17 protein-coding genes are annotated in these 20606 nt (G+C 70.3%); 5 read left to right on the top strand and 12 right to left on the bottom strand.

The window, feature by feature from the left end; translation table 11 throughout:
• Window positions 1-109: 109 nt before the first annotated feature.
• From ASE10_RS14570 to ASE10_RS14550, 5 genes are all read right to left on the bottom strand, one after another.
• Window positions 110-2074, bottom strand: coding sequence for a potassium transporter Kup (locus ASE10_RS14570; protein ID WP_055900439.1), 1965 nt, complete (start codon window positions 2072-2074; stop codon window positions 110-112).
• A gap of 36 nt (window positions 2075-2110) precedes the next feature.
• On the bottom strand, window positions 2111-2701 hold the full coding sequence (gene ruvA, locus ASE10_RS14565) for a Holliday junction branch migration protein RuvA (protein ID WP_055900436.1): 591 nt from the start codon (window positions 2699-2701) through the stop codon (window positions 2111-2113).
• Window positions 2702-2735: 34 nt separating this feature from the next.
• Complete coding sequence (gene ruvC, locus ASE10_RS14560) at window positions 2736-3263, bottom strand: crossover junction endodeoxyribonuclease RuvC (protein WP_055900433.1); 528 nt, start codon at window positions 3261-3263, stop codon at window positions 2736-2738.
• 9 nt (window positions 3264-3272) lie between these two features.
• Complete coding sequence (locus ASE10_RS14555) at window positions 3273-4004, bottom strand: YebC/PmpR family DNA-binding transcriptional regulator (protein ID WP_055900430.1); 732 nt, start codon at window positions 4002-4004, stop codon at window positions 3273-3275.
• A 108-nt stretch (window positions 4005-4112) separates the two neighbouring features.
• Window positions 4113-4703 (bottom strand): alpha/beta hydrolase, encoded by a 591-nt coding sequence (locus ASE10_RS14550; RefSeq protein WP_235565769.1) that lies wholly within the window; start codon window positions 4701-4703, stop codon window positions 4113-4115.
• Window positions 4704-5060: 357 nt separating this feature from the next.
• On the opposite strand from ASE10_RS14550, the gene ASE10_RS14545 reads away from it, so the two are divergent.
• Window positions 5061-6527, top strand: a complete 1467-nt coding sequence (locus tag ASE10_RS14545; protein WP_055900427.1) for a DUF4832 domain-containing protein — start codon at window positions 5061-5063, stop codon at window positions 6525-6527.
• Between the two features lie 594 nt (window positions 6528-7121).
• Here ASE10_RS14545 and ASE10_RS14540 read toward each other — a convergent pair.
• Both ASE10_RS14540 and aspS read right to left on the bottom strand, forming a co-directional pair.
• Window positions 7122-7646 carry a GNAT family N-acetyltransferase gene (locus ASE10_RS14540; RefSeq protein WP_055900424.1) on the bottom strand — a complete coding sequence of 175 codons (525 nt, stop codon included), beginning with the start codon at window positions 7644-7646 and terminating at the stop codon, window positions 7122-7124.
• Between the two features lie 187 nt (window positions 7647-7833).
• Complete coding sequence (gene aspS, locus ASE10_RS14535; protein WP_055900421.1) at window positions 7834-9600, bottom strand: aspartate--tRNA ligase; 1767 nt, start codon at window positions 9598-9600, stop codon at window positions 7834-7836.
• Window positions 9601-9850: 250 nt separating this feature from the next.
• Here aspS and ASE10_RS14530 point away from each other — a divergent pair, with 250 nt between their 5' ends.
• Window positions 9851-10759: a DUF3011 domain-containing protein gene (locus ASE10_RS14530; protein ID WP_055900418.1), complete on the top strand. Its 909-nt coding sequence runs from the start codon at window positions 9851-9853 to the stop codon at window positions 10757-10759.
• Window positions 10760-10859: 100 nt separating this feature from the next.
• Here ASE10_RS14530 and ASE10_RS14525 read toward each other — a convergent pair whose 3' ends face one another.
• Window positions 10860-11186: a zinc ribbon domain-containing protein gene (locus ASE10_RS14525; RefSeq protein WP_055900414.1), complete on the bottom strand. Its 327-nt coding sequence runs from the start codon at window positions 11184-11186 to the stop codon at window positions 10860-10862.
• Between the two features lie 170 nt (window positions 11187-11356).
• Here ASE10_RS14525 and ASE10_RS14520 point away from each other — a divergent pair, with 170 nt between their 5' ends.
• Window positions 11357-13453, top strand: a complete 2097-nt coding sequence (locus ASE10_RS14520; protein WP_055900411.1) for an NHL repeat-containing protein — start codon at window positions 11357-11359, stop codon at window positions 13451-13453.
• Between the two features lie 156 nt (window positions 13454-13609).
• Here ASE10_RS14520 and ASE10_RS14515 read toward each other — a convergent pair whose 3' ends face one another.
• Window positions 13610-15478, bottom strand: coding sequence for an ABC-F family ATP-binding cassette domain-containing protein (locus ASE10_RS14515; protein ID WP_055900880.1), 1869 nt, complete (start codon window positions 15476-15478; stop codon window positions 13610-13612).
• A gap of 319 nt (window positions 15479-15797) precedes the next feature.
• On the opposite strand from ASE10_RS14515, the gene ybaL reads away from it, so the two are divergent.
• Together ybaL and ASE10_RS14505 are read left to right on the top strand one after the other, a co-directional pair.
• A complete protein-coding gene (gene ybaL / locus ASE10_RS14510; protein WP_055900408.1) occupies window positions 15798-17489 on the top strand; it encodes a YbaL family putative K(+) efflux transporter in 1692 nt (563 codons plus the stop codon).
• Window positions 17490-17518: 29 nt separating this feature from the next.
• Window positions 17519-18202, top strand: coding sequence for a YceH family protein (locus ASE10_RS14505; protein WP_055900405.1), 684 nt, complete (start codon window positions 17519-17521; stop codon window positions 18200-18202).
• Window positions 18203-18265: 63 nt separating this feature from the next.
• Here the strand turns inward: ASE10_RS14505 and ASE10_RS14500 are convergent, their stop codons facing one another.
• The 3 genes from ASE10_RS14500 to cobT are packed head-to-tail and all read right to left on the bottom strand — an operon-like array spanning window position 18266 to window position 20606.
• Window positions 18266-18994 carry an adenosylcobinamide-GDP ribazoletransferase gene (locus ASE10_RS14500; RefSeq protein ID WP_055900877.1) on the bottom strand — a complete coding sequence of 243 codons (729 nt, stop codon included), beginning with the start codon at window positions 18992-18994 and terminating at the stop codon, window positions 18266-18268.
• On the bottom strand, window positions 18991-19563 hold the full coding sequence (locus ASE10_RS14495; RefSeq protein WP_055900403.1) for a histidine phosphatase family protein: 573 nt from the start codon (window positions 19561-19563) through the stop codon (window positions 18991-18993). Before ASE10_RS14495 ends, ASE10_RS14500 begins: the two co-directional genes overlap by 4 nt.
• The gene (gene cobT, locus ASE10_RS14490; protein ID WP_055900400.1) at window positions 19563-20606 is read right to left on the bottom strand and encodes a nicotinate-nucleotide--dimethylbenzimidazole phosphoribosyltransferase; all 1044 of its coding nucleotides are present in this window, start codon (window positions 20604-20606) and stop codon (window positions 19563-19565) included. Before cobT ends, ASE10_RS14495 begins: the two co-directional genes overlap by 1 nt.

The raw sequence follows: 20606 nt of genomic DNA, 5'->3' as shown, positions 1-20606 counted from the left end.
TTGAGGCGCCCGCAGGGTGTGCGGAACGCGGCTGACGGCGCGAGACCGTGACCTCGTGTGCCCTCACCCCAACCCCTCTCCCGCGAGCGGGAGAGGGGCTAGAGCAGGATCAGATTTCGACCTGCGCGCCCAGCTCGACCAGGCGGTTGCCCGGGATGCGGAAGAAGCCGGTCGCCGGCGCGGCGTTGCGGTGCATGAAGGCGAACAGGCGATCGCGCCAGATCGGCATGCCGCGGTGGCGGCTGGCGACCACGGTCTCGCGGCTGGCGAAATAAGTGGTGTCCATCGGATCGAAATAGATGCCGCCGGCGTCGCAGGAACGCATCAGCGCCAGCGGCACGTCGGGCATTTCCATGAAGCCGAAGCGGATCAGCACGCGGTAGAAATCGTCGCCGATGGCTTCGATCTTGAGCCGCTTCTCGCGCGGCGCATGCGGCACGTTCAGGGTTTCCACGGTCAGGAACACGTTGCGCTCGTGCAGCACCTTGTTGTGCTTGAGGTTGTGCAGCAGCGCATGCGGGACCACGCCCTTGTCCGCGGTCATGAACACCGCGGTGCCCGGCACCCGGATCGGCGGCGCCAGCATCAGGCCGGGCAGGAAGCTGTCGAGCTGGATGCCCTCCTTGCGCACCTCGTCGTGCAGCAGCTCGCGGCCGCGGCGCCAGGTGCGCATCACCGTGAACACGGTCAGGCCCAGCACCACCGGGAACCAGGCGCCGTCGAAGAACTTGGCGCCGTTGGCGACCACGAAACCGACGTCGACGATGAAGAACACCACGCACAGCGGCAGCACCCAGGTGCGCCAGCGCGGCCACAGCGCGCGCGCGACCAGCGCCAGCAGCAGGGTGTCGATCAGCATCGTCGCCGACACCGAGATGCCGTAGGCCGTGGCCAGTGCGGTCGAGCTGCGGAAGGCCAGCACCACCGTGATCACCGCGATCGCCAGGATCCAGTTGATGTAGGGCACGTAGATCTGGCCGATGGTGTCGTGCGAGGTGTGCTTGATCTGCATGCGCGGGATGTAGCCCAGCTGCATGGCCTGGCGCGCGATCGAATAGGCGCCGGTGATGACCGCCTGCGAGGCGATCACCGCGGCCATCGTAGCCAGCACGATCATCGGGTACAGCGCCCACGCCGGCACCGCCTCGAAGAACGGGTTGCGCACCGCGGCCGGGTGTTCGAGCACGAGCGCGCCCTGGCCCAGGTAATTCAGCATCAGGCAGGGCAGCACCATGATGTACCAGGCGTAGCGGATCGGCCGGGCGCCGAAGTGGCCCATGTCGGCGTACAAGGCTTCGCCGCCGGTCACCGCCAGCACCACCACGCCCAGGATCAGCACCGAGTGCAGGCCGTGGTCGATGAAGAAGCGCGCGCCCCACATCGGGTTCAGCGCCTTGAGCACTTCCGGAGCGTCGACGATGTTGTGCACGCCGATCGCGGCCAGGGCCAGGAACCACAGCACGGTGATCGGGCCGAACACGCGGCCGACCTTCTCGGTGCCGAAGCGCTGGGCCAGGAACACCATCACCAGGATCACCACCGTGATCGGGACGATGAAACGGTGCAGGCCGGGCGCGGCGACTTCCAGGCCCTCGACCGCGCCGAGCACCGAGATCGCCGGGGTGATCACGCTGTCGCCGAAGAACAGCGAAGCGCCGAAGATGCCGAGGATGCCGACGACGTACGCCGAGCGCCCGCCCTTGGCCAGGGTGCGCTGGGCCAGGGTCATGAGCGCCATGATGCCGCCCTCGCCTTCGTTGTCGGCGCGCATGATGATGGTCACGTACTTGATGGTGACCACGATCATCAGCGCCCAGAACACCAGCGACAGGATGCCCAGCACGGTGTCGTGGAACGCCGCCGGAGTGATGTGCGGCCCGATCAGTCCGAAGTGCGGCGAAAACGCCTCTTTCAGCGTGTACAGCGGGCTGGTGCCGATGTCGCCGAAGACGACGCCGATCGCACCGACGACCAGCCCGGCCAGGCCCTTGCCGCCATGGCCGTGACCATGGCCCTGGGCGTCGTGAGCGTTCTTGCGCGGCTGCGCGTCGACAGAAGGAACGGTGGAAGCCATGGTGCGTGTGCTCCGGGCGGGTACGCCGCCGTGGGCTCAGCGAAGCGCGGACTTTAGCGCTTTGCGGATGATGGCGGCGGCGTCGTCGCCGGCGGCGGTGGCATCGCGCGCCATGCGCGCGGCCTCGGCGGGTTTGTAACCCAGTTGCTGCAGGGCGACGGTGGCCTCGCTCTGCGGATCGGCGGGCACGCCGTTGCCGCCGAGGATGGCGCCGGAGCCGACGAAATCCGCGGCGCGGTCGCGCAGCTCGACCACCATGCGTTCGGCGGTCTTCTTGCCGATGCCGGGGATGCGGGTCAGCGCGGTCACGTCGCCGGCCTGGACCAGGCGCGCGAACTCTTCGACCGGCACGCCCGACAGCACCGCCAGGGCGATCTTGGCGCCGATGCCGCTGACTTTCTGGACGTCGCGGAACAGGCGCCGCTCGGTCTCGCGCAGGAAGCCGTACAGCGAAACGCTGTCCTCCTTCTGCGCGTAATGGGTGAACAGCGCGACCTCGCGCCCCAGTTCGGGCAGGTCGTAGAAGGTGCTCATCGGCGCCTCCAGCTCGTAGCCGACGCCGTTGACGTCCACTACCAGCCAGGGAGGCTGCTTGTGCACGATGATGCCTTTGAGACGTCCGATCACCGACCCGCTCCCATGGGATGACGAAGCGGCGCGCTCATGCGCCGCGCCTGCGCAATTGCGCCGTGGTCAGGCCGATGCGCGCGCTGGTCGCACTCATATGCGCGTGCGTCAGGGCGACCGCAAGGGCATCGGCGGCGTCGGCCTGCAGCTTCATTTCCGGCAGATTCAGCAACAGCCGCACCATGTGCTGGACCTGCTGCTTGTCGGCCGCACCGCGGCCCACCAGCGATTGCTTGATCACCCGCGGCGCGTACTCGCTGATCGGAATGCGCCGACGCACGACGGTCGCCAGCGCGGCGCCGCGGGCGTGGCCCAGCTTCAGCGCCGAGGTCGCGGACTTGTCCATGAACACGGTCTCGATCGCGACCTGCTGCGGCTGCCATTGGTCCAGCGCCGCTTCCAGGCCTTCGCACAGCAGCCCGAGCCGCGACGGGAAATCCTCGGCGTCGAGCAGCTTGAGCGCCTGCGCGTGCACATAGGTGCAACGGCCGTCGGCCGCAACGTCGATGACGCCCAGGCCGGTCCGTTGCGAACCGGGGTCGATGCCGAGGATGCGGATCACGCAGGCAGTCTACGCGTAGGCGTCGGCGCCGAGATCGGCGTTGGAGTAGACGTTCTGGACGTCGTCCAGGTCTTCGAGCCAGTTGAGCATCTTCACCACCTGCTGCGCGGTCTCGCCGCTGACGGCGATTTCGTTCTCGGCGCGGTAGGTGATCTCGGCCTGGCCCGGGGCCAGACCGGCCGCTTCCATCGCGGCCTTGACCGATGCGAACGCGTCCGGCGCGGTCAGCACGTCGATGGAGCCGTCGTCCGGGTAGACCACGACATCGTCGGCGCCGGCTTCGATGGCGGCTTCGGTGACCTGGTCTTCGTCGGTGCCGGCGGGAAACCACAGCACGCCGCGCTTCTGGAACAGGAACGCGACCGAACCGTCGGTGCCGAGGTTGCCGCCGAACTTGCCGAAGGCATGACGCACGTCGGCGACGGTGCGGACCTTGTTGTCGGTCAGGCAGTCGACGATCACTGCGACTCCGCCCGGGGCGTAACCCTCGTAGCGGATTTCCTCGTATTCCACGCCTTCCAGCGCGCCGGTGGCCTTCTTGACCGCGCGTTCGATCACGTCCTTGGACATGTTGGCCGACAGCCCTTTGTCGATCGCCGTGCGCAGGCTGGGATTGCCGCCCGGATCGCCGCCGCCGCGGCGCGCGGCCACGCTGATCTCGCGGATGATCTTGGTGAAGATCTTGCCGCGACGCGCATCTTCGGCGTTCTTGCGCGCTTCGATCGACGGACCTCTACCCATGGCGTTACCGGCTCAATCTGTGAACAAGCCGGCGATTTTACTCGATCGGGCGCCGCCGCCGGGGCCGGACCGTCACAACCGGGCCCTCGCCGCCCGCCCGGCCTGGCCTCAGGCGCGCAGGCGCCCGTGGCGGAAGAAGGCGGCGGCCATCTGGGCCGCCTGCGCCGAAAACAGCAGGCCGCTGTGACTGGCGGGGATCACCGCATGGTCGCGCAGGCCGTCCAGGCGGGTCTCGGCGACCGCCACGGTGCCGTCGCTGTCCTGGCCGAGATCGCCGAAATAGCGGCCCAGGCCGTGCGGGGTCGAACCGGCGATCACCGCCACCTCGGCCCGGCCACGCCAGGGTGGGCAGCCGTGCAGCAGCAGCTCGGCGCTGCGGCCCAGCGCGGCCGCGGTCCAGGCGTGCCGGGCCAGCCCACCGGCGGCGGCGCTGCCGCACAGCGGCGAGCCCAGGCAGACCACCCGGGACACCGGCAGTTCGGGCTGGGCGGCCAAGGCGCTCAGGGCGATCAGGCCGCCCAGGCTGTGGGCCAGGATGTGGGTCGGTTCGGCCAGGCGTTCGAGCAGCCCCGGCAGGGCCGCGTCCGGCCCGCCGCCGGCGCCGGCGTAGGCATAGGTGCTGCTTTCGTAGCCGGCCTCGGCCAGGCGCGCGCCCAGCCAGCGCATCGACAGCGCCGGCATCCAGATGCCGTGGACCATCAGGACTCTGCGCGTCGCATCCGCCGTCGTCGCTCGCTCCATCGCCGCTCCGTCGTTCGCCATGAATGCGATATCGGGCCTGGGGCGATGCTAACCAAGTCTCCGTCCGGTATAGGGGCGGGCCTGAGCCGCGACCGCGCCACTCGGGCCTGCACAGGTTCGTGAGCAGAGCGTTCGCGGCTCACGGCGCGCCCTAAGCCGAAAGACACACGAAAGATGCAAAGCGCGTGGAACAAGCGTGACCCCGCTAACGGAACCGTTGTCCCACCCACGGGACACGCCGGATTGTGATGCCGCGCCCCTCCCGGCCCTGCGCGCAGCGTCCACCATCGCCGCGCCCCCACTCACGGAGTTCACATGGACCTGCGACCCGTAGCACCCGCCGCCCTCGCCGTCGCGATCGCGCTGACCGCTCTGCTCGCGCCCGCGCGCGCCGGCGAACTGCTCCCCGCCCAAAGCAACGACGACCTGTCCAACCCGCACCGCGGCTTCCTGCTCTGGGGCACCACGGTCGGCGCCGACGGCGGCCTGCCCGACAACTACTACGGCGCCTCGATCTACCAGATCTACCTGCCCTGGCGCGAAGTCGAGACCGCCGACGAGCAGTACGACTGGGCCGGCTTCGAACAACGCCACCTCGCGCCGATCCTGGCCGAGGATCCGAACGCGACCTTCGTGCTGCGCCCGGTCGCCGACTACCCCGACAGCGTCGGCAACAACATTCATTACTACTACGACGGCGAGCAGCCCGAGCGCGACTATCCCAAGTTCCTCGGCCAGGCCCCGCTCAACATCCCCGGCCACGCCTACAGCAACTGCGGCGGCGACGGCCCCGGCGTGGCGCCGGACTACAACACACCGGCGATGCGCGAGCAGTTGCAGCAGTTCGTGCGCGCGTTCGCGCGCCGCTACGACGGCGACCCGCGCATCACCGCCGTGCATGTCGGCCTGCTCGGCTTCTGGGGCGAGTGGCATACCTCCGGCTGCCCCAGCTACGAGCCCGATGCGACCACCCGCGCCTTGGTGCGCGACGCCTACATCAATAACTTCGCGCAGACGCCGGTGCACACGCGCTACGCGCGCGCCAGCGACGTCGGCGGCGCCGGCTTCGGCTTCAGCGAAGACTTCTTCCCGTCCTACACCGCGATGTGCAACGCCTATTCGCCCATGCTCAAGCGCTGCGACGACACCGGTTGGTGGAACCTGGAATGGGGCTATCGCAACGAAGTGCCGGCCGCGCGCCAGAACTGGCAGCTCAATCCGATCGGCGGCGAAAGCCCGTACGCGGACCAGAAGAAGTTGTGGACCGACCGCCCCGCCGACATCGTCAAGCTGGTGCGCGACTACCACTTCACCTGGCTGGGCCCGGCCGGCCAGCACGAGAACACCGGCACCGCGGCGTTTCGGGACAAGGTGCTGAGCATCAAGCGCGCGCTGGGCTACGAGTTCACCGTGCGGCGCGCGGCCTGGGCCGATCGGGTCGCGGCCGGTGCGGGCCTGCCGCTGAGCCTGAGCATCGAGAACACCGGCGTAGCGCCGCTGTACCAGGTCTATCAGGCCGAACTGCATTGGCTGGACGCGGGCGGCGTGGTGCGGGCCAAGTCGGCGCTCGACTATCCGCTCACCGGCCTGCTGCCGGGATCGCCGCAGAACCGCGACCTGCAGGCCAGCGTACCGGCAGCGCTGGCTCCGGGGCGCTACACGCTCAAGCTCGCGCTCGCCGACAGCTGGCCGGGCCGCCGCGGCATCGCGCCGCAGAATGCCGGGCGCGACGGCACGGGGCGCCTGACCTTGGGTGCGGTGGACGTGGTGGCGGCGCGCTGAGCCACGGACCGCGGCGTATCTACTGTGGGAGCGGCGTAAGCCGCGATGGGCGAGGTTCGGCTACCGGCGCAAGCCCCGACTCACGCGATCGCGACTCACGTCGCTCCCACAGAAAGCGGCAACGCRGCAAGCYTCGCAGCACCCGCCTYGGGGTAGGAGCGGCGTGAGCCGCGACCGCACGGTGGGAGCGGCACAGTGGGAACGGCGTGTGCCGCGACTCGCGCGTGCCACAACACGGCGTTGTGGGAGCGGCGTAAGCCGCGATGCGCCATGCGAGCAGCGACGCAAGCCCCGACTCACGCGATTCCCACAGAAAGCGGCAACGCAGCAAGCTTCGCAGCACCCGCCTTGGGGTAGGAGCGGCGTGAGCCGCGACCGCACCGCCACCGCCACCGGCGCARCAACCCTCGCGCGTGCCACAACACGGCGTTGTGGGAGCGGCGTAAGCCGCGATGCGCCATGCGAGCRGCGACGCAAGCCCCGACTCACGCGATCGCGACTCACGTCGCTCCCACAGAAAGCGGCAACGCRGCAAGCYTCGCAGCACCCGCCTTGGAGGAGGAACGGTCGGGACTGACGCCGCGCCTAGCTGGCTCAGGCCGCCGCGCGGCGCAGGATGTATTCGTGGTCGCGGGTCTGGCCCACGACGAACTCGTAATCGCCGACGTGGACGAAGCCATGGCGCGCGTAGAAGCGCTGCGCCCCGTGGTTTTCCGACCACACCCCGATCCACAGCGTGCGCGGGCCGTCGCGCAGCAGCCAGTCCATCACCGTCTGAAACAAACGGCCGCCCCAGCCGCCGTTCTGCGCCTCGCGCAGCACGTACAAACGCTTGAGCTCGCCATCGCCCGAGGCCACCTCCGCATGCGGCAGACCGCAAGGCCCAGCGGCCGCGTGGCCGATCGCCGTGCCGTCGCGTTCGAGCAGCCAGACCGCATAGTCCGGATGGGCGAGGATGACGGCTTGCTTCTCGACCGCGTAAGCGTCGGCCAAGAAGGCCTGCAGATCGTCCGGCGGATACAGATGGCCGAAGGTTTCGATGAAGGTGCGCGCGGCCAGATCGGACAACAACGCCGCGTCGGCGACGGTGGCGCGGCGGATGCGGTAGTCGTCGCTCATGGTCCAGCCGGCCCTCTCGCTTTCTGCTTCGTGTAGGAGCGGCGTCAGCCGCGACCGCGCAACCGCATCTGCCGGCGTTGACTGATCGCGACGCGCAAAACGTCCGCCCGCGCGATCGCTACGGCGCCGCCGGCCGCTGGAGCGTTCGCGGCCTGCGCCGCGCCTGCCCCAGCCCCGGATCCGACGCTCAGGCCGGATCCTTCGGCCGCACCATCACGTGCACTTCGGCCAGCTGCGCGTCCGGAATCGGCGACGGCGCGCCGGTCATCAGGCATTGCGCGGTGGTGGTCTTGGGGAAGGCGATCACGTCGCGGATCGACTCGGTTCCGGCCATCAGCGCGGCGATGCGGTCGATGCCGAAGGCGATGCCGCCGTGCGGCGGCGCGCCGTACTTGAGCGCGTCGAGCAGGAAGCCGAACTTGGCTTCGGCCTCTTCCGCACCGATGCCGAGCAGATCGAACACCGCCGACTGCATCTGCGGACGGTGGATGCGGATCGAACCGCCGCCGATCTCGTTGCCGTTGAGCACCATGTCGTAGCCGCGCGACACCGCGGTCTTGGCGTTGGCGCGCAGATCGGCGATGTCGTCCACCGCCGGCGCGGTGAAGGGGTGATGCAGGGCGACGTAGCGCTGCGCTTCCTCGTCCCACTCGAACATCGGGAAATCGGTGACCCATAGCGGCTTCCAGCCTTCGCCGACCAGGCCCAGGTCCTTGCCCAGCTTCAGGCGCAGCGCGCCCATGAAGTCGCTGGCGGTCTTGTAATCGGCGGCGCCGAAGAAGATCGCGTCGCCGCTGGTAGCGCCCGAGGCTTCGATAATCTTGGCCAGGGTCGCGTCGTCGAAGAACTTGGCGATCGGCGAGTTGATGCCTTCGCGGCCCTTGGACGCGTCCTCGACCTTCATCCAGGCCAGGCCCTTGGCGCCGTACTTGGCCGCGTGGGCACCGGCCTCGTCGATCTGCTTGCGCGACCAGCCCGCGGCGCCCGGCGCGCGCAGCGCGATCACGCGGCCGTCGGCGTGGTTGGCCCAATCGGTGAAGACCTTGAATTCGCAGTGCTTGACCAGCTCGGCGATGTCGACGAATTCCAGGTCGATGCGCAGGTCGGGCTTGTCCGAACCGTAGCGGCGCATCGCCTCGGCGTAGGTCATGCGCGGGAACTGCGCGTCCAGCTCGACGTCGATGGACTCCTTGAACACGACGCGGATCATGTCCTCGACCGTGTCCTGCACGTCGCGCTCGGAGACCCAGGCGAACTCCATGTCGAGCTGGGTGAACTCGAGCTGGCGGTCGGCGCGCAGGGCTTCGTCGCGGAAGCAGCGCGCGATCTGGTAGTAGCGGTCGAAGCCGGCCACCATCAGGATCTGCTTGAACAGCTGCGGCGACTGCGGCAATGCGTAGAACTCGCCCGGGTGCATGCGCGCGGGGACCAGGAAGTCGCGCGCGCCTTCGGGCGTGGCCTTGGTCAGGATCGGGGTTTCGATGTCCTGGAAGCCGCGCGCGTCCAGCCAGCGGCGCAGCGACTGCACCAGGCGGATGCGAGTGCGCATCATCTTCTGCATCTCGGGACGGCGCAGGTCGAGGTAACGATAGGTCAGGCGGGTTTCCTCGCCGGCGTTCTCGTGGGCGTGGAACGGCAGCGGCTCGGCCTTGTTCAGCACCTCGATGGTCGCGGCCAGGATCTCGACCTTGCCGCTGCGGATCTTGTCGTTGGCGGCCTGGCGCGCGCGCACCGTGCCGGTCACGCGCACGCAGCTCTCCACGCTCAGGTCGCCGGCGGTCTTGAACAGCTCGGCCATGTCGGAATCGACCACGATCTGGACCACGCCCTCGTGATCGCGCAAATCGGTGAACACCACATGGCTCTGGACGCGGTTGGTGTTGACCCAGCCGCACAAGGTGACGGTCTGGCCGATCAGCGCCTCGTCGACGAGGCCGCAGAAGTGGGTACGCATGGAAACTCCGGGATCGAAACGGCGGCCGGCGGCAGGGCCGGCACGGTGGGGGCGCCGGGCGGGCCGGCGCGCGTCCGGGCCTGGGCCAGGAACACGCTATCTTAACGGCTCCGGCCGGTTACTTGTCCGGCCGCGCAGCCTGCGGCTGGATTTCATCTACCTCCGATCCACATCCGCTCCACCCGGATTGCCCTGCACCACCGGCCGCGGCCCGGTCTGCCGCGTGTCCCACCCGGCTAGGGGAATGGCCATGCTGAAACTGCTCAAACCGCTGTCGCTGGCGCTGTGCCTGGCGGCCCTGGCCGCTCCCGTCCTGGTCCAGGCCCAGCCGCAGACGCGCGCCTATGCGCCCGAAAACCTGCGCAACCTGAACTACAACGACCAGGTCCGGGTGATCAGCCTGGAATACTCCGAGCAATCCAACGGCCGGCGCATCCCGGACGACCAGCTGCGCTTCTATATCGACCAGGTCAACCGCTCCAACTGGACCTTCAGCCGGATCAAGGCCGACATCTCCCAGTCCCTGGCCGGCGGCGGCGGAGTCGGTCCGCAACCCGGCGGCACGATCCGCTGCGAAAGCAACGACGGCCGCGTGCGCACCTGCCGCACCGGCTGGCCCGGCTATTCGCGCCTGATCAAGCAACTGTCCAAGACGCCCTGCACAGAAGGCAGCACCTGGCAGTCCCGCGACGGCAATATCTACGTCAGCGGCGGCTGCCGCGGCGAGTTCGGCCCCGGCCAGGGCCCGCAGCCCCCGGTCGGCCAGACCGTGCGCTGCGAAAGCACCGACAATCGTCCGCAGACCTGTTCGGTGCCCTGGTACGGGCGCACCCGGCTGTCGCGCCAGCTGTCCAGCTCGGCCTGCATCGAGGGCCGCACCTGGCAATCGCAGAACGGTCAGGTCTGGGTCACCCAGGGCTGCCGCGCCGATTTCATCGGCGACGCCCAGGTGCTGCCGCCGCCGCAGCCGGGCCGTCGGGTCACTTGCTCCAGCGTCGACAACCGGACCACGACCTGCGCCCTGCCGGTCGGCAACGCCATGCCGCGCCTGCTGCGGCAGATCTCCAAGCAGCCCTGCATCCAGGGCCGCACCTGGGGCATCGAGTCGCGCAACGCGATCTGGGTCAACCAGGGCTGCCGCGGCGAGTTCGGCAACTGACCGCCGTCGCGACGGGCGCCGCTACGGCGCTCGTCGCGAGGCGCCCGTCTACATCGGCCCTGCGATCGCAGGTCCGGCACCCAAGATCGGGCGCCCGGGATCAATCGCCGGAAGCGGCGGTTTTGGCGGCCGGCTTGGGCTCGCTCTTGGCCGGCTCGGCCTTGGGCGCGGCCGGCTTGGCCGCCCCCGAATCGCCGGCCCCGCTCGAACCGCCGGCATCGGCCAGGTTGCGCTTCTTGTCGCCGTCCTTCTTGAAGTCGGTCTCGTACCAGCCGCCGCCGGCCAGGCGGAACTGCGGCGCGGTGAGCTGACGGCTCACCGCCTCCGCGCCGCAGGACGGGCAGACGCTGGGATCGGCGTCGGACAGCTTTTGCAAACGGTCGAAGGTATGCCCGCAGGCGCTGCACTGGAAGGCGTAGATAGGCATGGAAACGCAGGGTTCTTGACGATGTAGGCAGACAGTGTGGGGCCGGACGCCGCCGATGCAAGCGCCGGACCGGCCGGCCCGATACCGCCGGCGCGGCTGAACCGAGTTGGCTAGAATCGGGCTCGCCCCAAGGCCCCGCTGCGCGCGCGGCCGTCGCAACCAGGAACCGCATGACCCGAAATCTCTGGCTGGGGCTGGCTGTCGCCCTCACCGCCGCCGCCTTGGCCGCCACTTTCGTGTTCGAACCCGGCATCCCGCGCAAACCCGCCGGGCCGCAGGCCACGCCGCTGGGCTGGGCCGGGCAATTGCAGCTGCGCGCCGGCGACGGCGTGCTCGGCTTGCGCGACGGCCTTGCGGCGCAGGCGCGTTTCGCCGACCCCTACGGCCTGGCCCTGGGCCGCGACGGCACCCTGTACGTGGCCGACGCTGGCGACAACAACCGCATCCGCGCGATCCGCGCCGACGGCCGCGTGGTCAGCCTGGCCGGATCGAGCGAGGGCTTCCGCGACGGCATCGGCGCCGCCGCGGCCTTCAATACGCCCTCGGGCGTGGCCCTGGACGCGGCGGGCAATCTCTACATCGCCGACACCGGCAATCACGCGATCCGCAAGCTCAGCCCACAGGGCGTGGTCAGCACCCTGGCCGGCGACGGCAGCGCCGGCTACCTCGACGGTCCCGCCGCGCAGGCCCGCTTCAACGGCCCCACCGGCGTGGCCGTGGATGCGCAGGGTCGGGTCTACGTCGCCGACACCTACAACGACCGCATCCGCGTGATCGGCAACGACGGCCAGGTGCGCACGCTCGCCGGCGGCGAGCGGCCCGGTTACCAGGACGGTCCCGCCGCGCTGGCGCGCTTCGACACGCCGACCGCGCTGGCGCTGGACCGGCACGGCCGCGTGCTGGTCGCCGACCTGCGCAACAACGCGATCCGCCGGATCGGGCTCGACGGCGTGGTCAGCACCGTGCTGCGGGGCTTGCAGGAGGACCCGCCGGACGCGATGCGGCGTCCGCTGAGCCTGGCCGTCACCCACGACGGCGTGATCTACGTCGGCGAGATGGCGCGCGGCCGCGTGCTCCAGATCGGCCTGGATCGCAGTCTGCACACCATCACCGACGCGACCACCGAGCAGCGCCTCGCGCGCCCGTCGGCGCTGGCGCTGGCGCCCGACGGCGCGCTCTACGTCGCCGATGCGCAGGGCTATCGCGTGCACCGGATCGCGCCGGTCGCGGCCGGCAGCGCGGCGACGCTCGCCGCGGTCGGACCCTCGCCGCAGAATCCGCTGCCGCGCAGCGAAGGCCGTTGGCCGCTGGCGCCGCAGGACGGCTGGCACGAAGTGGTCGGCACAATGGCCGAAGTGCGCGGCGACGGCAACGGCGAGGCCCGCCACCATCTGCACGACGGCCTCGACATCGCCGGCGACGTCGGCCAGCGCGTGCTCGCGATCGCCGACGCCAAGCTCAGCAGTCCCAACGGAACCTGGGGCATGGGCGCGCTCGGCGAAGGCATGTCCCTCGACACGCTCAGCTACATCCACATGCGCGTCGGCCGCGACCCGCAAGGCAATTCGCTCGACCCCAGCCGCTTCCATCCGGTCCTCGGCGACGACGGCAAACCCGAGCGCATCCGCGTTCTGCGCGGCACCCGCTTCCGCGTCGGCGACGCGTTGGGCACGATCAATCCGATGGCGCACGTGCACCTGGTGGTCGGTGCCAGCGGCTACCAGCGCAACGCGATCACCCTGGGCTTCGTCGGCTACACCGACAGGCACGCGCCGCAGATCGAGCGCGTGGCCCTGCTCGACGACGCGGCCCAGCCGCTGGAGCAGCGCGAGCAGAACCGCGTGCTGGTGTCGCGCGGATTGCCGGGGGTGCAGATCGTGGTCGATGCCTGGGATCAGGTCGATCGCAATCAGGCGCGACGCCGGCTCGGCCTGTATTCGCTGGGCTACCAATGGCTGGACGCGGCCGGCGCCCCGCTGCCGGGCTACGAAAGCCCGCGCACCAATCTGCAGTTCGACCGCATGCCGTCGGAAGACGAAGCGGTCCAGGTCGTCTACGCCGACGGCAGCGGCGTCACCGTGCACGGCAGCGCGATCACGCGCTTCCGCTATGTGCTGACCAACACCGCGCGCGACGGCAGGCTCGTGCCCGGCCTGTGGACGCCGACCGACCTGCCGCCGGGCGACTACACCTTGCGCATTACCGCGAAGGATTACAGCGGCAATGTCGCGGCGGCGAAGCGCGATCTGGATGTGCGGCTGCAGTGATGGGGCCGGTCGGGGCCGGCTGCTCGCTGCTCGCTGCTCGCGCCGATTGTTGAGTAGCGCATCGCGGCTTACGCCGCTCCTACAGGAAGCGGCGGCGCTGAGGCTGTCTGTGGGAGCGGCGTGAGCCGCGATCGGACTGGCGCGCGCCGGCGAAACTCAAGCCGCGTCGTACAGCGCCAGCCACTCCGCCTCGGCCTGGGCCAGTTCCGCCACCACCGCGTCGCGCTTGCGCGCCAGTTCGGCCGCGTTGTCGCCGCCGCCGGCGTACTTGGTCGGGTCGGCCAGATCCATGTCCAGGGTATGCAGCTTGGATTCCAACTCGGCCACGCGCGCTTCAGCCTGGGCCAGCTTGTGCGGATTGACCTTGGCGCGCGGCTTGGTCGGCGCCGCGGCCGGCACCACGGTCGATGCGGCGGCGGCGATGGCCTTGGCCGCGGCCTTGCCGTCGTTGCTGCTGTCGCGGGTGCGCAGCCATACCGCATAGGCGTCGAGGTCGCCGTCGAAGGGCTGGGCGACCCCGTCGGCGACACGCCAGAAGGTTTCGCAGACCAGGCCGATGAGGTGGCGGTCGTGCGAGACCAGCACGATCGCGCCGGCGAAGTCGCTGAGCGCCTCGGCCAGGGCCTCGCGCATGTCCAGGTCCAAGTGGTTGGTCGGTTCGTCCAGCAACAGCACGTTCGGCCGGCGCCAGGCGATCATCGCCAGGGCCAGGCGCGCGCGTTCGCCGCCGGAGAACGAATCGACCTTTTCGAACGCGCGGTCGCCGGGGAAATTCCACTTGCCGAGGAAATCGCGCAGCTGCTGGGTGGCGACGCCGGGCGCGATATCGGCCAAGTGGTCGATCGCGGTGGTGCCCTCGCGCAGCGATTCGACCGTGTGCTGGGCGAAGTAGCCGATGCGCAGGTCCGGGTGGCCGCCGCGCTCGCCGCTGAGCAGCTCCAGTTCGCCGACCAGGGACTTGACCAGGGTCGACTTGCCGGCGCCGTTCGGGCCCAGCAACGCGACCCGGTCGCCGGCTTCGAGGATGAAGCCGACCTGGTTGAGCACGGTATGCGAGCCGTAGCCGCAGTCGGCGTGCATCAGGCGCAGCAGCGCGTGCGGCAGCTTCACCGGCTCGGGGAAATCGATGCGCAGCGCGCGCTCGGCGCGCACCGCCTCGGTGCCGGCCATCTTGGCCAGGCGCTTGACCCGCGACTGCGCCTGCTTGGCCTTGGCCGCGCTGGCGCTGAAGCGGTCGATGAAGCTCTGCAGGTGGGCGCGCTCGGCCTGGGCCTTCTCGTGGGTGATCTGCTGCAGGCGCAGGTGCTCGGCGCGCTGGCGCTCGAACGCGGTGTAGTCGCCGGTGTAGAGCTTGGCCTTGCCGTCGTGCAGATGCAGGGTGTGGGTGGTGACCTCGTCCAGGAACTCGCGGTCGTGCGAGATCAGCATCAAGGTGCCCGGGTACTTGAGCAGCCACTGTTCCAGCCACAGCACCGCGTCGAGATCGAGATGGTTGGTGGGTTCGTCCAGCAGCAGCAGGTCCGACGGCGTCATCAGCGCGCGCGCCAGGTTCAGGCGCACGCGCCAGCCGCCGGAGAATTCCTTGACCGCGCGTTCGTGGGTGTCGGGCGAAAAGCCCAGGCCGTGCAGCAGCTTGCCGGCGCGCGCGGTGGCGTCGTAGCCGTTGAGCTCTTCCAGGCGATGGTGGGCCTCGGCCACGGCTTCCCAGTCCTCGCGCTCGACCGCGGCGCGCTCGGCCATCAGCACCGAATACACGGCGGCGTCGCCGGACAGGACGAAGTCCAGCGCCGGGTCGTCCAGGGCCGGGGTTTCCTGGGCCACGCTGGCCATGCGCACGCGGCTGGGCATGTCGAGGTTGCCCAGGTCGGACTCCAACTCGCCCTGGATCGCCGCGAACAGCGAGGACTTGCCGGTGCCGTTACGGCCGATCACGCCGATCCGCCACCCCGCTTGCAGGGTCAGGTCGACTTTGGACAGGAGCAGGCGTTCGCCGCGCCGAAGGGCGAAATCACGGAAGGCAATCATGCGCATAGTGTAGCGGGCCGAAGGCCGGAGCCGCCCGCGCGATCTGCGTCGATGCCGCCACGGGCGCCAATTCCGACCGATTCGGGCCGCTCCGGGCAGCGGATTCGGCGACCGCCCCACCGCCTCCGCCAGGGCCGCAGCGCGGCATGCGCCCCGGTTCCGGCGCCTTGACGACGGCCGGCCGGATCGGCGCCGCAGCCGGAAATCGGCCGTTTTCGTCGGCTTCGCGGCCACATTCGGCAGGATTGCGGCGACCCGCGCGGCTTGCATCCGGGGGTAGCGGCCCACATCCTTAAAAGCCGACACGACAGGAGACCCGATGCATCACACCTCCCTGATCGCGATCCTCGTAGCCGGTTTCGTCCTGGCTTTCATCTTCGGCGCGCTGGCGCAACGCCTGCGTTTGTCGCCGCTGGTGGGCTATCTGATCGCAGGCATCGTCGCCGGCCCCTTCACGCCCGGCTTCGTCGGCGACCAGACCCTGGCGCCGCAGCTGGCCGAGATCGGCGTGATCCTGCTGATGTTCGGCGTCGGCCTGCACTTCTCGATGCGCGACCTGCTCGCGGTGAAGGCGATCGCCCTGCCCGGCGCGGTGGTCCAGATCGCGGTCGCCGCCGCGATGGGCTGGGGCCTGGCGCGGTTCCTGGGCTGGTCGCACGGCGCCGGTATCGTGTTCGGCCTGGCCCTGTCGGTCGCCAGTACCGTGGTGCTGCTGCGCGCGCTGGAAGAACGGCGCCTGGTCGAGACCGTCAAGGGCCGGATCGCGGTCGGCTGGCTGATCGTCGAGGACCTGGCGATGGTGCTGGCGCTGGTGCTGCTGCCGGCCCTGGCCGGGGTGATCAAGGGCGAGGCCGGCGACGCCGTCGAAGTCTGGACCGCGCTATTCAAGACCTTCGCCAAGGTCGGCGCCTTCGTCGCGGTGATGCTGATCGTCGGCCGCCGCGTCATCCCCTGGATCCTGGAACGCGTCGCCGGCACCGGCTCGCGCGAACTGTTCACGCTGTGCGTGCTGGCCATCGCGCTCGGCGTCGCGTTCGGTTCGGCCGAACTGTTCGGGGTCTCGTTCGCGCTGGGCGCGTTCTTCGCCGGCATGCTGCTCAACGAATCCGAGTTCAGCCACCAGGCCGCCAACGAGACGCTGCCGATGCGCGACGCGTTCGCGGTGCTGTTCTTCGTCTCGGTCGGCATGCTGTTCAACCCGATGATCCTGGTCGAAAAGCCGCTGCCGGTGCTGGCGACCTTCGCCATCATCGTGCTCGGCAAGTCCATCGCCGCCTATGCGATCGTGCGCGCATTCGGCAAAGCCGCTCCCACCGCCTTGATGATCTCGGCCAGCCTGGCCCAGATCGGCGAGTTCTCCTTCATCCTCGCCGGCCTTGGCCTGCAATTGGGGATCCTGCCGCAGGAAGGCCAGGACCTGATCCTGGCCGGCGCCCTGCTGTCGATCGTGGTCAACCCGCTGCTGTTCGCCTGGCTGGATCGCAAGCAGGCGCGCGAAGCCGCGGCGCAGCAGGAGGCCGCGGTCGACCCGGTGGTGCCGCCGGTGCCGCCGGACATCGCCGACCACGTGATCCTGATCGGCTACGGCCGGGTCGGCAGCGAACTGGCGCGACTGCTGACCGAGCACCGCATCCCGCTGGTGGTCATCGACGGCGAGGACAGCCACATCGCCAAGGCCCGCGCCGCCGGGCTGGCGGCGATCCTGGGCAACGCGGTCAACGAGCGCGTGCTGCGCGAAGCGGTGCCCGAGCGCGCGACCACGGTGATGCTGGCGATTCCGCAAGCCCTGGAAGCCGGCGAAATCATCGCCAAGCTGCGCGCGATCAAGCCCGACCTGACCATCGTCGCCCGCGCCCACAGCGACAACGAAGTCCGGCACCTGATCGAACACGGCGCCGACGGCGCGGTGATGGCCGAACGCGAGCTCGCCCACAGCCTGGCCGAGATGGTGATGGCCGCGCCGATCTACCGCGGCGCGCGCCATCTGCCGCCGTCCTCCACGCTCGTCTGAGCGCATTCCCGAAACCACAGCGAGCGACCATGAGCGAGATCGACAGCTCCACCCCTACCGCGGAAGCCGGCGCCGCCGACGATGCGCCCGCGCCGCTGCTCAACTCGGTCGAGGCGCGCATCATCGGCTGCCTGATCGAGAAGGAAGCCACCACGCCCGACGTCTACCCGCTCACGCTCAACGCCGTGGTCGTCGCCTGCAACCAGAAGACCGCCCGCGAGCCGACGATGCAGTTGGAACAGGGCGAAGTCGGCAACGTGCTGCGCCGGCTGGAACCGCGCGGCTGGGTGAAGTCGCAGCACACCGGCCGCTCCGAGCGCTACTCGCATCGCGCCGGCACCCTGCTCGACCTGACCCGGCCGCAGACTGCGCTGTTGGCGCTGCTGATGCTGCGCGGCCCGCAGACCCTGAACGAACTGCTGACGCGCAGCGAGCGCATGGCCAAGTTCGAATCGACCGGCGACGTGCAGTACGCGCTGGAACGGCTGGCGCAGCACGCGCCGCCGCTGGTGCGCCTGCTCGGCCGCCAGAGCGGCCAGCGCGAAGACCGCTACGGTCACCTGCTTAGCGGCGAACCGGTCTGGAACGCCGTCGACTCGGGCGGCGACGAAGGCGGCCGCGACAGCGGCGGATCGGCGCTGGCCGAACGCGTGGCCGCCCTGGAAGCGCGGATCGCCGAACTCGAAGCGCGCCTGGACGCCGCCGGCGCCTGAGACTTGACCGCGCCCAGGCCCTGGGCGCGGCTTCCGGCGGCAAATAGATGCGGTGCGCGCAGCTCAGTACGACAGCGCCAGCGCGACCAGCACCCCTGCCTCGGTGATCTCGGCCAGGGCGCCGCAGGTGTCGCCGGTCATGCCCTGCAGACGCCGCAGGCAGGCCTGGCGCCACAGCAAGAAGATCGACCCCGCCACCGCCAACGCCAGTGCGCCGCGCCAGTCCGCGAGCGCGCACGCGGCGGCGCCGGCGAGCAAGGCGACGATCGCGGCCGCGCGCGGCGCATCGACCAGGGCGCGCCCGATGCCGCCGCTGCGCGCGTACGGCGTGCTCAGGAACGCCAGCGTCAGCGCCGCGCGCGCCAACAGCGGCGCCAGCAGCAGCGCGATCCAGGCCGGTGCCGGCAAGCTGGCGAGCGCGGCGAACTTCAACAGCAGCACCAACACCAGCGCGACCACACCGGCCGGGCCGCTGCGCGGGTCCTTCATGATCGTGAGCGTGCGCTCGCGGTCGCCCAGACCGCCGATCCAGGCGTCGGCACTGTCGGCCAGGCCGTCCAGGTGCAGCGCTCCGGTGAGGCATACCCAGGCCACCAGCAGCAGCACCGCCGACAACAGCGGCGGCGCGTGCTGCAGCAGCCCCGCGAGCAGGCACAGCAGGCCGCCGACGATCGCGCCGACCAGCGGATACCAGGCCAGCGAACGCGACTGCGCGCGCGCGTCGTCGAACACCGACGCCGGTACCGGCAGCCGGGTCAGGAAACCGATCGCGACCAGCAAGGCGCGCATCAGCCCCGTGCCACGCGGTCGGCGTCGCGGCACCAGCTCATCGCATGCAGGGAAGCGTGGGCCACGTCGATGCCGGCCATGTCGGCGAAATCGCGGCCTTCGTATACGCAGCGCAGCAAGCGGATCGCGCCGCCGTGGGTCAGCACCAGCACGCGGCGCGCGGGCCAGGCCGCGGCCGCGTCGTCGAGCGCGGCGACCAGGCGCGCACGGAACGCGTCGAAGGCTTCGGCGCCCGGCGGCGGATACGCGGCCGGGTTCGACCAGAACCGTCCCAGCGCCTCGCCCTGCTCTGCGGCCAGGGTTTCGATCGGCACGCCCTGCCAGTCGCCGAAGTCGTACTCGGCCAGGCGCGCGTCGAGCCGCAAAGGCAGGCCGCGTGCCTGCGCCAACTCCCGCGCGAACGCCGCGCAGCGCTGCAGCGGCGACGACACCACCGCATCCCAATCGCGGCCGAGCACGGCCGCGCGCAGCTGACTCCAGCCGATTTCCAGCAACGGATCGTCGAGCCGGCCGCGGTAGCTGCGCTGACCGGTGTCGCCGTGACGCAGCAGTTCGATGGATGCGGCCGGCATCAGCGTTCCGACACGCCGGCCTGAGCGAACGTGGCCATGCCGTTGTGCAGCGCGCAGGCCAGGCGCAGCACCGGCACCGCGACCGCGGCGCCGCTGGCCTCGCCCAGGCGCATGCCCAGGTCGAGCAGCGGCTGCGCATCCAGCGCCTGCAGCAACAGGCCGTGCCCGCGTTCGTGCGAGCGATGCGCGAACAGCAGCCAATCGCGTACGCCCGGATTGATCCGGGTCGCGGCCAACGCGGCGACGGTCGCGATATATCCATCGACCAGCACCGGCAGGCCGGCCTGGGCCGCGGCGACGAAGGCGCCGCTCAGGGCCGCGATCTCGAAGCCGCCGAGACGCTGCAACTGCTCGCGCGCCTCGGTCGCGTCGGCATGCAGCGCGAGCGCGCGTGCGACCACCGCGGCTTTATGGGCGATCCCTGCCGCGTCCAGACCGGTGCCGGCCCCCGCCAGTTCGGTCGGCGCGACGCCGAGCAGCGCGCAGGCCAGTGCGGTCGCGGCGGTGGTGTTGGCGATGCCCATCTCGCCGCCGATATAGAGCTGGGCGCCGTCGGCGCGCGCCAGGCGCACGCTGTTCGCGCCGGCATCCAGGGCGGCCTGCAATTGCGCCGCGCTCATCGCCGGCTGCTCGCAGAAATTCGCGCTGCTGGCGGCGACGATCGCGCGGCGCACTCCGGCGATCTCGCCGGGATCGTTGACCGTGCCCAGGTTGACCACGTCCAAGGTCGCGCCTAGCTCGCGCGCGAGCACGCTGATCGCGGCGCCGCCGCCGGCGAAGTTGCGCACCATCTCGCCGGTCACCGCCTGCGGAAACGCCGACACGCCCTCGGCGGCGACGCCATGGTCGGCCGCGAACACGCTGATCCAGACCCGGTCCAGCGCCGGTCGCGGCATGTGCTGCAAGGCGGCCAGCCGCACCGCGGCCGCTTCCAGCGCGCCTAGCGAACCCGGCGGCTTGGTCAGTTGCGCCTGCCGCGCCAGCGCCTGCGCTTCGCAGTCGCGGTCGGTGGCGGCACAGGCATCGAGGGTCCAGTCGCGCAC

The sequence above is a fragment of the Lysobacter sp. Root76 genome (assembly GCF_001428685.1).
GTDB lineage: Bacteria > Pseudomonadota > Gammaproteobacteria > Xanthomonadales > Xanthomonadaceae > Lysobacter.
Note: the sequence above shows the minus strand (reverse complement) of the source record. Positions and strands in the feature narration are given on the sequence as shown.